We start from the raw sequence: 15,291 nt of genomic DNA, 5'->3' as shown, positions 1-15,291 counted from the left end.
GACTCCTACCCCGCGGCCCGGTCCGCAAACGCGCTCCGCCCTTGCTAGAAGGGACTTCTGCCCCGCTTCACACGTGAGCGCACCCGGAACCAGCCGACGACCATCACGAGCAGGAGCACCAGCCCGATGCCCCACCCGAGCGTGCTCCCCCACGCCTTCTCCGACGTCGTACGCCACTCGCCGCCGGACTCGTAGACGGTGATCGTGTCGCCCTTCTCGGCCTCGCCGAGGCGGCGCAGCTGGTAGATCGCGGAGGCGTCGGAGCCGTCGGCGAGCTGGAAGTGGATCGAGGCGTACTCCGGCGAGCCGTCACCCGGCCGGCTCCGGCCGAGCTCCTCGAACCCGAGCACCGTGGCCTCCTGCGCCCCCGCCGGCGCCTGCCGGCTGTCCCAGAAGTCGTAGAGGCGCCACGAGCAGATCGCGATCATGAGCACCAGCAGCGCCAGCGCCACCCACGTCATCCCGTAGCTGTCCTTCGCCCCCTCCGAGGAGAACCCCTCGCTCGGGCGGTCCGGGACGGGGCGGTCGGGGACGGGACGGTCGGCGGCCATGCCCGGCAGTCTGCCAAAGCCACCCCGCTGGTTGAGCAGGGCGCCCTAGCGCCCGTGTCGAAACCAAGGTCATCCACAGATCGTCGACACCCCCTGTCGTCCAGCGCCGTGATCCGATCGACTGACGTGATGCCCTGGACCTACATCCTCGAGTGCTCGGACGGCAGCTTCTACGTCGGCAGCACCTGGAACCTCGAACGTCGGCTGGGGGAGCACAACGAGGGACTCGGCGCGGAGTACACGAGACGCAGGCGACCTGTGCGGCTCGCCTGGGCGGGTGAGTGCGATCGCATCGACGAGGCGTTCGCGTTCGAGAAGCAGGTGCAGGGGTGGCGCCGCGACAAGCGGTTGGCGCTCATCGAGGGTCGGTACGACGACCTGCCGGAGCTCGCGATGGGCCACTGGCGGCGGCCTCGAGGCGCCGGGTGAGCCTTGGTTTCGACACGCTCGCTGGCGCTCGCTGCTCAACCAGCGGCAGGCGGGTCGTTGGCGCTCGCTGCTCAACCAGCGGGGGACCAGCGGCGGACCAGCGCCTACAGGTGCTGGGGCTGGGCCCTGATCAGGTCGGCGTACCACTGGAACGACTTCTTCTTCGTCCGCTCGAGGGTCTCGTAGTCGACGTGGACGAGGCCGAAGCGCTGGGTGTAGCCCTCGGCCCACTCGAAGTTGTCCATGAGCGACCAGGTGTAGTAGCCGCGGACGTCGACGCCGCGGGTGATCGCCTCGGAGACGGCGTTGACGTGGGCGCGGAGGTAGTCGATGCGGGCCTGGTCGTCGACGACGCCGTGCTCGTCGGGTCCGACGTTGTAGCTGCAGCCCGACTCGGTGATCATCATCGGCGGCAGGGCGGCGCGGAAGCGGGCGCGGAACATGACCAGCCACTCGCGCAGCGCGTCGGGGACGATCGGCCAGCCGAAGTCGGTCGTCGGGTAGCCGACGACCTCGCGGAAGTCGAACGGGATGTCGGACTCCTCGTCGGCCGCGGCGATCTTCATCGGGTTGTAGTAGTTCACGCCGTAGAAGTCGAGCGGCTGGCGGATCGTGGCGAGGTCGCCGTCCTGCATGACGTCCTCGAAGAGCGGCATCAGGTCGACCGGGTAGCGCCCGAGCAGCATCGGCTCGAGGAACATCCCGTTCCACAGGGCGTCGAAGATCTTGCTGATCCCGACGTCGGCGTCGTCGTCGCTGGCCGGCCAGATCGGGGCGTGGTTGTTGGCGCAGCCGATCGACTCGGCGCCGACCCTCCGCAGCTCGATCGCCGCGCGGCCATGGGCCATCAGCAGGTGGTGGGCGGCGGCGAGGCAGTCGAAGAGCATCGCCTTGCCGGGCGCGTGGGTGCCCATGCCGTAGCCGAGGATCGAGGCGACGTTGGGCTCGTTGACCGGGATCCAGTGCTCGACCCGGTCCACCAGCTTCTCGCCGACGATGGCCGCGTAGTCGGCGAAGCGCTCGACGGTGTCGCGGTTGAGCCAGCCGCCGTCGTCCTCGAGCGCCTGCGGCAGGTCCCAGTGGTAGAGCGTGACCATCGGCTGCTGGCCGTTGGCCAGGAGCGTGTCGACGAGCCGGTCGTAGAACGCCAGCCCCTTCGGGTTGGCCGGCCCGCGGCCGTCGGGCTGGATGCGCGGCCAGGCGATCGAGAAGCGGTAGCCACCCGTGCCGAGCTCCTTCATCAGCGCGACGTCCTCGTCGACCCGGTGGTAGTGGTCGCAGGCGACGGCGCCGGTGCTGCCGTCGACGACGCGACCGGGCTCGGCGGTGAAGGTGTCCCAGATGCTCGGCCCACGGCCGTCCTCCGTCGCGGCACCCTCGACCTGGTAGCTCGCGGTGCTGGTCCCGAACCGGAATCCGGGCGGGAGCAGGGGGAAGTCATGCGGTGGTGCCACATCGGCGAAGATATCGGCATGGGCATGGCCGTGTACGCCGGTTCGGACAGGTCCTCCTCCACAGAGGTGGGACGGGTCACGCGGCACTCGTTCTCGTTCGGACCGCACTACGACCCGGCCAACCTCGGCTTCGGTCCCCTGGTCTGCCACAACGACGACCTCCTGGCCGCGGGCGGGGGCTATCCCGACCACCCGCACTCGGAGCTGGAGATCGTCACCTGGGTCCTCGAGGGCGCCCTCGTGCACACCGACTCGACCGGTCACCGGCACGTCGTCGAGGCCGGCCGGGCGCAGGTGCTGTCGGCCGGCTCGGGCATCCGGCACAGCGAGGTCGCCGACCCGCGGTCGGGCCGGTGCCGGTTCGTCCAGGCCTGGCTCGCACCGTCGGCACCGGGGAGGGAGCCGGCGTACGTCCTGGGCGAGGCGCCGCAGCCGGCCACCGGGCTGGTCGAGGTGGTCGGAGGTGGTGGCCTCCCGATCGGCACGACCGGCGCCCGCCTGCTCGTCGCCCGGCTCGCGCCCGGCGATGTCGTCGCGTTGCCCGAGGACCCGCGCCAGCACGTCTTCGCCGCCACCGGTGCGGTGCAGCTCGGTGACCGCGAGCTGCGGGAGGGCGACGCCGTACGCCTCGAGGGCGAGCCGGGCAGGGTGGTCACGGCGTCGGAGGAGACCGACCTGCTGGTCTGGTCCTTCGCCTGAGCACGCCGACGGCGGGCGCACCCCCGGAGGCCTATGCTGCCGAGATGTCGTCGTCCCGGGCTCGACTCGTCGCCGGGGTCGTTGCCCTGGCCCTCCTCCCTGCGGCCGCGAGCGCGAGCGTCGCGACGGGCAGTCCCGACGTGCCCCCGCACCCGCCCTCGCCCCTGGCCGGGCTGCCGCGGGCCGTGCCCCACGGCCAGGTCGTGCGGCTCGGCGACGGCGACCGCTACGAGGTCACCCGATCCCGCGGCGGCCGGGAGATCCAGGGCCGTCGGTTCGACGTCCAGACCGGGTCGTGGGGTGCTCGCACCACGGTCTTCCGCGAGGCGGACCTGCGCTGCTGGAACGTCGTCGCGCGCGGCGCCGGAAACGGGATCGCCGTGACGTTCGAGTGCGGACCGGCGCTGGTCGAGCCGGACGAGGGCAAGCCGTACGCCGCCGCGAGCGCCGACGGCGTGCACTGGTCCGCGCAACGACTGCCGGGCTACGCCTGGCGCGACCCGGCCATCTCGCCGTCGGGCACCTGGGCAGCATGGTCACGAGGGCGCGACTACCTGACCTGGACCGGTGGAGCCTTCACGCAGCACGAGGCGTCGCAGTCGACCGGCGAGTTCGAGGACGCCCAGGCGCCGGTCGTCTCGGACGACGGCACCGTCACCCTCGCCTGGTCGAGCTCGGCGGACTGCACGGTGACCTTCGACGCCTATCCCGTTGCCGGCGCGCCGGCGCGCCAGGTCGTCCAGGACGCGCGGGTGTGCGACGACTTCGCCACCAGCGCGGACTCCCGCACGGTGCTGCTGGGCGACACCGCCGACCGCTGGAGCGTGACGCGGCTGACACGGGTCGACGAGTCGTCGGCCTGGGCGGTGACCGCGGTGGCACCGCTGGCGGCGCCCGGTCTGCTGGTCGACGACTTCCGCCCGGACTTCGCGCCCCTGCTCCTCGACGCCCCGGGCCGGCCCCTGGCGGTCGTCGCCAACCGGGGTGACGACCTCGGCGTCCAGCTCTACGAACCGGCGAGCCAGACGTGGCGACCCCCTCTGTCGTTCCTGTCCCGCGCGGGCGGCACGCGCTGCGCGTTCGAGGACGACGCCACCCCACGCGTCGGCTTCTTCGCACTGGCGCTGCGCTGCCGCGGCGGAGACCGCCGCCTGGTCACCTCCTCCGACGGTGCCACCTGGCAGGCCCTGCCCCTGCGCGCCCAGCTGGTCGGGCTCGACGCGCGGGCCGACCTCGTGGCGGTGCCCGGGCGCAGGCGCACCGTGGTGCTCTCCCACAAGGGCGCGGCCACCCTTCCTGTCGGCGTTGCCGGACGGTGCGACGTGGTCCACCCGATCGGTCGCCGCTCGGTGCTGCGGGTCACCGCCACGCGCGGCAGCGCGGGGTGGCCAGCACTCCTGCAGCGGTCGACGTCCGACGGGTGGCGGACGCTGCGGCGACTCGACCTGCCACACCGGGGAACCTGTCGCGGGGTCTTCTCCGGCGGGTTGTCGGGGGCCGACTTCCAGCTCAGCGGTGGAGGCCGGACGCTCGGACTGAGGTTCGTCCGACGCGACGGCCGCTGGGACGTACGCCGCGACTACTGACCAGGGTCCGGTCGGGAAGGGCCGCCGGGCCGTGTCGAGACCAAGGTCCCGAGACCTTGGTGTCGACACGCTCGCCCAGCCGTGGCGGTGGAGCTACTTCCTCTTCTTCCTGGCCTTCACGACCTTGAGGTGGAGGGTCCGGCTGGTGGCGGCGGCGTACTCCTCACCCGCGACCACGTGGAGCCGGATCTTGTGCTTGCCGCGCGCGAGCTTGCCGAGCGACATCACCTTGCTGCCGGTCACCGACCGCGTCCGGATCACCTTGGTGCCGTCGTAGACCAGGACGGTGGCCGTTCCGGTGGTGCTGACCGCGACCCTGACCTTGACCTTCTGGCCGACCTTCACCTTGGTCCTCACCAGCTTGGCCGTGATCGTCGGCGCGGCGCGGGTGACCTTGAGCGTCGTGGTCGCGGCGCTCGCGGCGACGGTCGCCGAGCCGGCGTACGACGCCGTGACCAGGTGGGTGCCCACCGGCGTGGTGGCCGGGAGGGTGACGGTGGCCGTGCCGCCGGCGAGGGTGCCGGTGACGGTCGTGCCGGCGACCTGGACCGAGACGGCGCCCGTGGCTGCCGGGTCGGCGGCGACGGTGACGGTCGCCGTGGTCGTCGACCCGTAGGTGGTCGCGGTCGAGCCGAGGCTCACCGAGGTCGTCGACGCGGCCGGGCCGCTCCACGCGAGGGCAGGAGCGAACTCGGTGTGCATCGCGGCCCGCGCCCGCTGCTCGACGGCGTACGCGTAGCCGAGGACGGCGGCGTCGTCCCAGGCCCGGCCGACGATCTGCACGTTGTTGGACTGGCCCTCGTCGTTCGCGCCGATCGGCAGGATCGCCGTCGGCAGGCCGACGCCCTGGGTGATGACGCCGGACGCCCGGTCGGAGCTGAAGATCGCCGACGCGGCGTCGTTGTTGCCGACGCTGGTGAGGAAGCCCGGGTAGATCACGGCGTCGACCGACTGGCCGAACGCGGTGTCCATCCAGGTGTCGGCGTTGACCTTGTAGGCGTCGCGGCGGGCCAGCAGGTTGGCGACGCTGGTGTCGTCCATCGGGTTGTAGCTGTAGTTGCCGGAGACGTTGTAGGGCAGGTTGAGCGGGTTCTCCAGCAGCTGCTTCGCCGTCATCGGGAAGGTGGCGGGACGGTCCTCGCCGATGTAGCGCTCCCAGCCCTCCGAGCCGGCGCTGCCGGTGGTCGGGTAGCCGGCCGCCGGCGGGTTGGTGGGGGCGGTCGCGGCGCCGGAGGGCAGCGCGACGAGCGTGCCACCGGCGGCCTCGATGGCGGCCCTGGCGTCCGCCAGGGCGACGGCACCGGCGTTGTCGTCGATGATCGCGGTCGAGGCGAAGGCGGTCGGGACGTAGCCGATGACCTTGCCCTGGAGCGCGTCGGGCCGGAGCGACGACTTCCACTCGACCGGGCGCAGGCTGTTGTCGACGCGGCTGGTGAGCAGGTCGTCGGGGTTGTTGCCCGTCGCCTGCGTCGAGGTGGCGTCGAGCAGCGACGCGACGTCGGTGACCGACTTCGCCATCGGGCCGGCGTAGTCGGTGGCCCAGGTCAGCGGCATGACGCCGTTGGTGCTGGCGAGGCCGTCGGTGCCGCGGAACGTCGTCAGGCTGGCGCCGGTCGACGGGGCGTAGAGCGAGACACCGGTCTGGGTGCCCATGGCCGCGGCCGCGAGGTCGGCGGCGACCGCGGTGGCCGAGCCGCCGCTGGAGCCGAACGACGTCTTGGACGGGTAGAGCGCGTTCCAGACCTGCTTGAAGCCGCTCTCGCTGAACGAGCCGGAGTTGGCGAACTCCGAGAGCACGGTCTTGCCGATCATCACGGCGCCCGCCTCGCGCAGCCTCGCGACCTGCCAGGCGTCCTTCTTCGGCTCCCAGTCCTTCAGCGCGAGCGTGCCGCCGGAGGTGGGCATGTCCTTCGTGTCGTAGATGTCCTTGAGCGCGATCGGGATGCCGAGCAGGTCGCCGGTGCGACCGGCCTTGCGGGCCTCGTCGGCGGCCATCGCCTGGGCGACGGCGTCCTTCGCGACGGTGATGAAGGCGTGGAAGCCGAGCGCCCCGTCGTCGTAGGCCTCGATGCGGTCGAGGTAGGCCTTGGTGACCTGCACCGAGGTGACCTTGCCCGCGACCATGTCGGCCTGGAGCTGGGCGATCGTCTTGCCCGTGACGTCGTAGGCGACGTCGGTGGTGTGCTCGACGTCGACCTCGGCGGCCGGCACCTTCAGCGGCTCGGCGCCCGCGCAGGCCGCGGCGTAGGACGTGATGTCGATGTTCTGCAGCGTGCAGATCTCGTCGACGGTGAGCGTCGAGAGGTTCGGCGACGCCGCGAGGGCGGCGGTGTCGGTCGCGATCTGCGTGGTGTCCGACAGCGCGCCGATGACGACGTACTGCATCAGCGACTCGGTCGCACCGGGCTCGATGGTGAGCGTCCGGACGAAGCCGAGGTCGTTGGCGCGGCTGCCCGTGGGGACGTACGCCGTCTCGAACGGGTTGGACTGCTGGTCACCGAGCGCACCCACGCCCGAGCCGACGACGACGCCGGTCGGACGGGTGGCGCCGGGGGTGGTCGCCGTGATCCACGTGTCCGCGGTGCCGACGGCGTTGTCGCCGCTGCTCGACGCGCTGATCGTGGCCTTGTTGGGGCTGGTCGTCGCCGTGAGGCCGGAGCCTAGCGAGCCACCGAACGACACGTCGAGCGTGACCGGCTCGGTCGCGGTGTTGGTGAAGGTGTCGAAGAAGCTGGTCGTGTTGCTGGCCGTCGCGACCTGGACCTTCCTCGTCATCAGCACGTCCCCGAGACGGACCGACTTCGTGGAGGCGTACGATCCGGGCGAGGTCGCGGTCAGGCCGAAGCCGCGCATCATCTGGTCGTTCATCCGCGGCTCCTCGCCGGCGGGCGCGTCGACGTGGACGAAGATGTTGCCGAAGCCCTCCATCCGCGATCCGCTGACGTTGCGGATCGAGCCGGTGTCGAGGCCGGGGCGGCGGGCGTCGTTGATGCTGATGGTGGCGGAGTTGGCGGTCGTGACGCTGGTCAGCGCCTGGGCGCCGGGGGTCACGGCGAGGGAGCCGAGGGCGACGGCCGCGATCGCCGGGAGGGCGACGAGGCGGGCGGTGCGCCCGGAGGGGGTGAAGGACATGACGTATCAAGCGCCTCTCGAGGTCGGGGGTGAAGGCGCCTGATTTCTATGAGCCGTTCATGTCGACCGGAGACGGTCCCCGTTTCGGCTGTGTAACGTTCCAAGTTCCGACTTTGGAACGAGTGACGACCACCCACCGCGCGGACACGCGCCGAAGCGAAGCGGAGACGCCAGAAACTACGGGATGAGGACCCCCGGGTTGAGGATCCCGGCCGGGTCGAGCTCGGCCTTCACGGCCCGCAGCACCCGCACCCCGACCTCGCCGATCTCCTGTGCGAGCCACGGCCGGTGGTCGGTGCCGACGGCGTGGTGGTGGGTGATCGTCGCGCCGGCGGCGACCATCGCGTCGCTCGCCGCGGCCTTGGCGACCTGCCACTGCGCCAGCGGGTCCTCGCCCTGCGGCACGGCGACGGTGAAGTAGAGCGAGCACCCGGTCTCGTAGACGTGCGAGACGTGGCAGAGCACCAGCGCACCCTCGCCCAGCGACGAGGTGAGCGCGGCCTTCACGTCGGCGTACAACCGCTCGCGGTTCGACCAGAACGTCGCGGTCTCGAGCGTCTCGACGAGCACGCCGTGGTCGAGCAGCGAGTCGCGGAGGTACGGCGCGTGGAACCGGCCGTGGACCCACGCGTCGCCCGGCCCGGTGCCGAGCGGCGTGCCGCCGAGGTCCGTCAGCACGGCGGTGACCGCCTCGCGCCCGGCCGCGACCTGGGACGCGGTGCCTTCGTAGCCGGTGACCATCAGGCAGCCGGGGTCGTCGGTCCCGCCGATCGACGACGGGTCGGCGAGGTTGATCACCGTCTCGTTCTCGTCGGACAGGCGGATCACCGTCGGCAGCAGCCCGGCCTGCGCGAGGGTGCGCATCGCGTCGGAGCCCGCGTCGAACGACGACCAGCGCCAACCGTCGTACGCCGTCTCGGCGGGCGCGCGACGCACCCGCACGGTGACCGAGGTGATGACGCCGAAGGCTCCCTCCGAGCCCAGCAGCAGCTGGCGCAGGTCGGGGCCGGCGGCGTTGGCGGGCGCGGAGCCGAGGTCGAGCGAGCCCGTGGGGGTCGCGGCGGTGAGGCCGACGACCATCGCGTCGAAGCGGCCGTAGCCGGCGCTCGACTGGCCGCTCGACCGCGTGGCCGCGAAGCCGCCGATCGAGGCGTGCTCGAACGACTGCGGGTAGTGCCCGAGCGTGAGCCCGTGCTCGCCGAGCAGTGCCTCGGCCTCGGGTCCGCGCAGGCCGGGCTCGAGGGTGGCGGTCATCGACACCTCGTCGACGGCGAGCAGCCGCTTCATCCGGACCAGGTCGAGGCTCACCAGCCCGGCGAAGCCGTCGCGACGTGCCGCGAGACCGCCGGTCACGCAGGTGCCGCCGCCGAACGGCACGACCGCGACCCGGTGCTCGCTCGCCCACGCGAGCAGCGCCGCGACCTCGCCGTGGCCGTCCGGGCGGACCACGGCGTCGGGGGCGTCGGACAGGTCGCCGGCGCGGGCGCGGAGCAGGTCGGGCGTCGACTTGCCGCGGGTGCGCAGGGTGCGGGTCCGGTCGTCGAGAAGGACGTGCGCCTCCCCCACGATCGCGCGCAGCCCGTCGAGCAGTGCCTCGTCGAGCGTGCTTGCCGGCGGCCGCGCGTCGGTGACCGCCGGCCGGTCCTGCAGCCCGAAGGCGAGCTCGACCAGGCCGCGTGCGGACTCCGGCAGGTCGGCCGCCGCGGCGGGGTCGCCCCAGCGCTGGGGGTGCATCTCGACGGTGGGCGTCTCAACGGTCATGCGTTACAGTGTGACACATGTCGTCACTTCGTCACATCAGCGATCCGCGACTCGACGCCTACCTCGACTCCGCGCGCGACTGCATCCTCGACGTCGGGTGGCGGCGCACGACGCTGACCGAGGTCGCCCGGCGCGCCGGCGTCTCGCGGATGACGATCTATCGCGCGTGGCCCGACATGGGCTCGCTGCTCGGCGACCTGATGACCCGCGAGTGGGTCGGGATCGCCGCCGCGACGCGCGTCGCGGCGGCAGACACGACCACGCCCCAGGGGATCGCGGCGGCCGCCCTGTCGACGGTCCGCGCGCTGCGCGACAACGAGCTCTTCGTCCGCATCGTCGAGCTCGACCCCGACCTGATGCTGCCCTACCTGCTCGACCGCCGCGGTCGCTCGCAGGAGGCCCTCATCGAGATCCTGGCCGCCGAGATCGAGAGCGGCCAGGAGGCCGGCACGATCCACGGCGGCGACCCGGTGCTGATGGCCCGCGGCCTGATGCTGGCCGGCCAGGGCTACGTCTTCTCCGCGCTCACGATGACCGACGACCAGGTCAGCCTCGAGCTGCTCGACGGCCAGCTCCTCCACCTGGTCTCCTCCTCCCTGGCACCCCGATGACGGAGACTCCGGCGACCCGGATCACGCCCGGACTCGAGGGCGTCCCGGACGAGGTCGACGTCGTGGTCGTCGGGCTCGGCATCACCGGCGCCGGGGTCGCCCTCGACGCCGCGACGCGTGGGCTCACCGTGCTCGCCGTCGACGCCCACGACCTCGCCTTCGGCACGTCGCGCTGGTCGTCCAAGCTCGTGCACGGCGGCCTGCGCTACCTCGCCCAGGGCCAGCTCGCGATCGCCCACGAGAGCGCCGTCGAGCGCGGGACCCTGATGGACGTCACCGCCCCGCACCTCGTCCGCCCGCTGCCGATGCTCACGCCGGTCAACGACACGATGACCCGGGGCAAGGCGGCACTCACGTGGGCCGGCCTCCACGCCGGCGACGTGCTCCGCCGCACCGCCCACACCACCGCGCGCACCCTCCCCCGGCCCCGTCGGCTCAACGCCACCGAGACCCTCAGCCTCGCCCCGGCACTGCGCGCCGACACCCTCCGCGGAGGGCTGCTCGGCTGGGACGGGCAGCTCGAGGACGACGCGCGGCTCGTGGTCGCCGTGGCGCGCACGGCAGCGTCCCACGGCGCCGAGGTGCGCACGCGCGCCCGCGTCACCTCCGCCACCGGCACGGGCGTCCGGCTGCGCGACGAGCTCACCGGGGTGGCGTACGACGTCCGCGCGAAGGCGGTCGTCAACGCGACCGGTGTGTGGGCTGGCGACCTCGACGACCAGGTCCGGCTGCGGCCCAGCCGCGGCACGCACCTCGTCCTCCGCGGCGACTCTCTCCCGCACACGCGGGTCGCGGTGATGGTGCCGATCCCGGGCACGACCGCGCGCTTCGCGATGGTGCTGCCCCAGCCTGACGGCACGATCTACGTCGGACTCACCGACGTGCCGGTCACCGGGGCCGTGCCGGACGTGCCGGTGCCGAGCCCCGGCGAGGTCGAGTTCCTGCTCGACGTCGTCGCGTCGGCCTTCACCACGCCGCCGACCCGCGAGGACGTGGTCGGGGTCTACGCCGGCCTCCGCCCGCTGCTCGAGGTCGCCGGCACCGACACGACGGCCGACCTGTCGCGACAGCACGCGATCCTCACCTCGACGAGTGGGCTGACGACGATCGTCGGCGGCAAGCTGACGACCTACCGCCGGATGGCGCAGGAGGTCCTCGACTCCCTGGTCGCCGACGGCCGCCTCGAGGCCGACCCGTGCCGCACTGCTGCCCTCCCCCTGCTGGGCGCCGCGGGTCCCGAGGAGCTGCGGCACGTCGACGCCGACCCCCGGCTCGTACGCCGCTTCGGCACCGACGCCGCCCTCGTCCTGGCCACCGCCCGCGAGGTCACCGGGCTCGCCGACGACGAGCTCCTCGCACCCGCCTCGGACACGGTCCCGGTCACCCTCGCCGAGCTCGTGTTCGCGATCACCCACGAGGGCGCGCACGACGTCGACGACCTCCTCGACCGGCGGACCCGGGTCGGCCTCGTCGACGCCGACCGCACGGTCACGGAGCCGCTGGCGAGGCGGGCGCTCGACCTGGTGTCGGCACGAGTCGACAGCCTCGCACCCTAGGACGCAACCTTTCCCGCGCCGGCGGCGTCTCCACCGCACACACCCACCGAACGGGGAACCCATGCTGCGTCGTCTCGGAGGTTGCGCGCTCGCGCTCGCCCTCCTCGTCCCGGGCCCGGCCCTCGTCACCAGCGTCGCCTCGGCCGCACCGGCGGCCGGGGCCGCCTCGGGCTCCGCCTCCCCGAAGTCGCCGCTGAGCCGCGACGTGCGGCTGGGCCACAAGCCTGTGCGGTACGACGGCAAGCGACCGTCGGTCCGGCTGACCTTCACCGGCCGCAAGGGCCGCCTCGTCGAGCTGGCCCACTGGTCCGGCTGGCAGCCGAACCCGTGCGTGCGCACGACGCTGCGCCGCGCCGACGGAAGCCCCGTGACACCGTGGGCCACCGGCTACTGGAGGCTCCCGCGCACCGGGACCTACACCGCCGTGGTGCGGCCGTGCCCCGACTTCCGCGCGCGGATCCGCCTGCAGGTGCGCGGCGTCGTCGTCCAGCAGGCAGACGTCGACGGTCCGGGCACGGAGGTCGGCGACGACCCCGACGTCACCCACCTGCTGCAGGTCCGGGTCAGCGACGACGAGCGACTCTCGGTCCGTCCCTCGCAGACGCCTCGTCACCTGGTCCTGCCTGACCGGACGCTCGACGAGGAGCTCGGCCACGGCTGGTTGTCGCTGGAGACGCCGGGCCGCACGTTCGTCGCCGCCGCCCCCGGCAGCACGATCGCCGTATCCCGCACCCTCGACCACACCGCCACCCTGGACGGCAGTGCCGTCGCCCTCGCCAACTCCGGGATCGGCGGGCGCGAGCACCTGGTCGCCTTCAGCGCACGAGCCGGTCAGTGGGTGTACCCGGAGCTGGTCGACGACTCCGGCACGGTCGTCAGCAACGGCCGGCCGCGCACCCAGGTGCTCGGCCCCGACGGCCGCTGGGTCAACAGCGACGTGATGACGAGGTGCCCGGGCACGCCGACCTCGCCGTCCTGCGACTGGTTCCTTCGCGGGCCCTGGCAGCTGCCCACGGACGGCACCTACCGGATGTCGGTCGCCGTCGTCGGCTCGTCGCCCGTCGAGTCGTTCTCGCTGCGCGTGCGGGCCGCCGCCGTCGCTCCGGCACTCACCCTCGACGGCCCGCCCGTGACGTACACCTCCGCCACGCCCGGCCAGTGGGTCGTCGGCCCCTACACGGAGGGCCTGCCGGGCCCTCGTCCGACGGGAGGCGGCGTGAGCGTCACCGCGAGCAACCCGTCGGCCTCGCTCACCGACTGGCGGATGTCGCTCGCCAGCGGTTTCTCCAGCGCGTACCCCGACCAGGGCGTCACGACACTGACTCCCGACATGCCGAGCCAGTTCGCGCCGGAAGACGGCGACCTCGGCCTGTCGACGGCTGTCCTGACCGTCCCGCCGGACGTGATGGGGTCGCTGGAAGTCCGCCTCGGCAACGGCTGATCCAGCGGACAGCAAAATCCCGCTGTTCTTCCGGAGAAGCACGGACAGGACGCCGATGAGGGTGGGATCGTTCTCCACGGCGCGCCCCTTGCTGACCCCATGCAGCAAGGGGCGCCCAGTCCATTTCCTTGGGCCCGCTCCGCTCGCCGTGTCCTCGGTGCTGGAGGCCCGCTCGCGCGTCGTCGTTGCCACGCCGCTCCCCCGCTGCGCTGGAGGCCCGCTCGCGCGTCCTCGTTGCCGCGCCCTCCTACTCCACTGTCACGCTCTTGGCGAGGTTGCGCGGCTTGTCGATGTCGTGGCCGAGGTGCTGCGCCGCGTGGTAGGCGAGCAGCTGCAGCGGGATGGTCAGCAGGATCGGGTCGAGCTCCGGCTCGTTGCGGGGTACGACGACCCGGCGGGCATCGATGCCGCCGAGGCCCACGTCCTCGTGGGTGACCACGACGAGTGGTCCGGAGCGCGCGGCGATCTCGTGCAGCGCCCCGATGTTGCGCTCGGTCAGCTCGTCCTGCGGCACCAGCGCGACGGTCGGCACGGCGGGGTCGATCAGCGCGAGCGGTCCGTGCTTGAGCTCGGAGGTCTGGTAGGCCTCGGCGTGCCGGTAGCTGATCTCCTTGAACTTCTGCGCGCCCTCGCGGGCCACCGGGAATCCGCGCACCCGGCCGATGAAGAAGAGGCTCTCCGCCTCGGCCAGCGAGTGGGCGACCTCGACCAGGTCGGCCTCGCCGGCGAGCACCTCCTCGATCTGGCCGGGCAGCCGCTCGAGGCCGGCCACCAGCCGCTTGCCGTCGGCGATCGACAGGTCGCGGACGCGGCCCAGCTGGAGGGCCAGCAGCGCGAAGGCGAGGAACATGTTGGTCAGTGCCTTGGTGCTCGCCACCGCGACCTCGGGACCGGCGTGCAGGTAGATGCCGCCGTCGCACTCACGCGCGATGGCCGAGCCGACGACGTTGACGAGGCCGACGCAGCGCCCGCCCTTGCGGCGTACCTCCTGGACCGCGAGCAGCGTGTCGATGGTCTCGCCGGACTGGCTGACCGCGACGTAGAGCGTGTCGGGCTCGATCACCGGGTTGCGGTAGCGGAACTCGCTGGCGGCCTCGGCGTCGGCGGGGATCCGGGCGAGCTCCTCGATCAGGGCGGCGCCCATCTGCCCGACGTAGTAGGCGGAGCCGCAGCCGAGGATCTTCACCCGACGCACGGCCCGCAGGTCGCGCGCGTCCATGTCGAGACCGCCGAGGTGCGCGGTGCCGAAGCGCTCGTCGAGCCGGCCTCGGAGCACGGCCTGCGCCGTCGTCGGCTGCTCGAGGATCTCCTTGCGCATGTAGGACTCGTGCTCGCCGGCGTCGTAGGCCGAGGCGTCGATGTCGACCTCGCTCGCCGTCTTGCCTGTGTGGATCAGGTCGGAGTGCCGCATCGTGTGGAAGCCGGCAGCCGTCACGGTCGCCATCTCGCCGTCGTCGAGCATCGCCACCGTCGTGGTGTGGCGCACGATCGCGGCCAGGTCCGAGGCGACGTACATCTCCTTGTCACCCACCCCGACCACCAGCGGGCTGCCGTTGCGGGCCACGACGATGCGGTCCGGGAAGTCGGCGTGGAGCACCGCGAGGCCGTACGTCCCGACGACGGCGGCGAGCGCGTCGCGGACCTTGCCCTCGAGGGTGTCGGCGTCGCTGCGGGCGACGAGGTGCGCGAGCACCTCCGTGTCGGTGTCGCTCGCCAGCGCGGTGCCGGCGTCGGTGAGCTCGGCGCGCAGCGCGGCGGCGTTGTCGATGATCCCGTTGTGCACGACCGCCACCCGGCCGGACTCGTCGGTGTGGGGATGGGCGTTGACGTCGTTGGCCGGGCCGTGCGTGGCCCAGCGGGTGTGGCCGATCCCGGTCGTGCCGGCGAACCGCTTGGGCAGGTTCGCCGTCAGGTCGCGCACGCGGCCGGCCTGCTTGGCGACCCGGAGGCCGCGGTTGCCGAGGACGGCGACCCCGGCCGAGTCGTAGCCCCGGTGCTCGAGGCGGGTGAGTCCTTCGAGGACGAGGGGGGCCGCGTCCTGGCGGCCGATGTAGCCGACGATTCCGCACAT

At 72.7% G+C, this 15,291-nt stretch carries 11 protein-coding genes; 6 read left to right on the top strand and 5 right to left on the bottom strand.

The window, feature by feature from the left end; all coding sequences use genetic code 11:
- Positions 1 to 44 precede the first annotated feature (44 nt).
- Positions 45 to 551, bottom strand: coding sequence for a hypothetical protein (locus tag BLV76_RS08285; protein WP_090968702.1), 507 nt, complete (start codon positions 549 to 551; stop codon positions 45 to 47).
- A 129-nt stretch (positions 552 to 680) separates the two neighbouring features.
- Between BLV76_RS08285 and BLV76_RS08280 the strand changes: the two genes are divergently transcribed.
- Positions 681 to 980: a GIY-YIG nuclease family protein gene (locus BLV76_RS08280; protein WP_175539610.1), complete on the top strand. Its 300-nt coding sequence runs from the start codon at positions 681 to 683 to the stop codon at positions 978 to 980.
- Between the two features lie 104 nt (positions 981 to 1,084).
- Here the strand turns inward: BLV76_RS08280 and BLV76_RS08275 are convergent, their stop codons facing one another.
- A complete protein-coding gene (locus BLV76_RS08275; protein WP_175539609.1) occupies positions 1,085 to 2,434 on the bottom strand; it encodes a GH1 family beta-glucosidase in 1,350 nt (449 codons plus the stop codon).
- Between the two features lie 18 nt (positions 2,435 to 2,452).
- On the opposite strand from BLV76_RS08275, the gene BLV76_RS08270 reads away from it, so the two are divergent.
- The gene (locus BLV76_RS08270) at positions 2,453 to 3,133 is read left to right on the top strand and encodes a pirin family protein (protein ID WP_090968700.1); all 681 of its coding nucleotides are present in this window, start codon (positions 2,453 to 2,455) and stop codon (positions 3,131 to 3,133) included.
- A gap of 44 nt (positions 3,134 to 3,177) precedes the next feature.
- Positions 3,178 to 4,719 (top strand): hypothetical protein, encoded by a 1,542-nt coding sequence (locus tag BLV76_RS08265; RefSeq protein WP_090968699.1) that lies wholly within the window; start codon positions 3,178 to 3,180, stop codon positions 4,717 to 4,719.
- Between the two features lie 93 nt (positions 4,720 to 4,812).
- Here the strand turns inward: BLV76_RS08265 and BLV76_RS08260 are convergent, their stop codons facing one another.
- Together BLV76_RS08260 and BLV76_RS08255 are read right to left on the bottom strand one after the other, a co-directional pair.
- Positions 4,813 to 7,851 (bottom strand): amidase, encoded by a 3,039-nt coding sequence (locus BLV76_RS08260; RefSeq protein WP_090968698.1) that lies wholly within the window; start codon positions 7,849 to 7,851, stop codon positions 4,813 to 4,815.
- A gap of 177 nt (positions 7,852 to 8,028) precedes the next feature.
- Entirely contained in the window at positions 8,029 to 9,612 is a 1,584-nt protein-coding gene (locus tag BLV76_RS08255; RefSeq protein WP_245734599.1) for an FAD-binding oxidoreductase, read from the bottom strand.
- A gap of 17 nt (positions 9,613 to 9,629) precedes the next feature.
- On the opposite strand from BLV76_RS08255, the gene BLV76_RS08250 reads away from it, so the two are divergent.
- The 3 genes from BLV76_RS08250 (at position 9,630) to BLV76_RS08240 (ending at position 13,220) form a co-directional block, all read left to right on the top strand.
- A complete protein-coding gene (locus BLV76_RS08250) occupies positions 9,630 to 10,223 on the top strand; it encodes a TetR/AcrR family transcriptional regulator (protein WP_090968697.1) in 594 nt (197 codons plus the stop codon).
- On the top strand, positions 10,220 to 11,779 hold the full coding sequence (locus tag BLV76_RS08245; protein ID WP_090968696.1) for a glycerol-3-phosphate dehydrogenase/oxidase: 1,560 nt from the start codon (positions 10,220 to 10,222) through the stop codon (positions 11,777 to 11,779). Before BLV76_RS08250 ends, BLV76_RS08245 begins: the two co-directional genes overlap by 4 nt.
- A 61-nt stretch (positions 11,780 to 11,840) precedes the next feature.
- On the top strand, positions 11,841 to 13,220 hold the full coding sequence (locus BLV76_RS08240; RefSeq protein WP_090968695.1) for a hypothetical protein: 1,380 nt from the start codon (positions 11,841 to 11,843) through the stop codon (positions 13,218 to 13,220).
- Between the two features lie 247 nt (positions 13,221 to 13,467).
- On the opposite strand, the gene glmS is transcribed toward BLV76_RS08240, so the two are convergent.
- Positions 13,468 to 15,291, bottom strand: a complete 1,824-nt coding sequence (gene glmS, locus BLV76_RS08235) for a glutamine--fructose-6-phosphate transaminase (isomerizing) (RefSeq protein WP_090968694.1) — start codon at positions 15,289 to 15,291, stop codon at positions 13,468 to 13,470.

The organism is Nocardioides exalbidus, from assembly GCF_900105585.1.
In the GTDB taxonomy this organism is placed as follows: Bacteria; Actinomycetota; Actinomycetes; order Propionibacteriales; family Nocardioidaceae; genus Nocardioides; species Nocardioides exalbidus.
Note: the sequence above shows the minus strand (reverse complement) of the source record. Positions and strands in the feature narration are given on the sequence as shown.

What these genes read in the sequence shown, in the direction of transcription:
- BLV76_RS08285 (WP_090968702.1), bottom strand. Translation starts at nt 551, where the DNA reads ATGGCCGCCGACCGTCCCGTCCCCGACCGCCCCGTCCCGGACCGCCCG.
- BLV76_RS08280 (WP_175539610.1), top strand. Translation starts at nt 681, where the DNA reads ATGCCCTGGACCTACATCCTCGAGTGCTCGGACGGCAGCTTCTACGTC.
- BLV76_RS08270 (WP_090968700.1), top strand. Translation starts at nt 2,453, where the DNA reads ATGGGCATGGCCGTGTACGCCGGTTCGGACAGGTCCTCCTCCACAGAG.
- BLV76_RS08265 (WP_090968699.1), top strand. Translation starts at nt 3,178, where the DNA reads ATGTCGTCGTCCCGGGCTCGACTCGTCGCCGGGGTCGTTGCCCTGGCC.
- BLV76_RS08260 (WP_090968698.1), bottom strand. Translation starts at nt 7,851, where the DNA reads ATGTCCTTCACCCCCTCCGGGCGCACCGCCCGCCTCGTCGCCCTCCCG.
- BLV76_RS08255 (WP_245734599.1), bottom strand. Translation starts at nt 9,612, where the DNA reads ATGACCGTTGAGACGCCCACCGTCGAGATGCACCCCCAGCGCTGGGGC.
- BLV76_RS08250 (WP_090968697.1), top strand. Translation starts at nt 9,630, where the DNA reads ATGTCGTCACTTCGTCACATCAGCGATCCGCGACTCGACGCCTACCTC.
- BLV76_RS08245 (WP_090968696.1), top strand. Translation starts at nt 10,220, where the DNA reads ATGACGGAGACTCCGGCGACCCGGATCACGCCCGGACTCGAGGGCGTC.
- BLV76_RS08240 (WP_090968695.1), top strand. Translation starts at nt 11,841, where the DNA reads ATGCTGCGTCGTCTCGGAGGTTGCGCGCTCGCGCTCGCCCTCCTCGTC.
- glmS (WP_090968694.1), bottom strand. Translation starts at nt 15,291, where the DNA reads ATGTGCGGAATCGTCGGCTACATCGGCCGCCAGGACGCGGCCCCCCTC.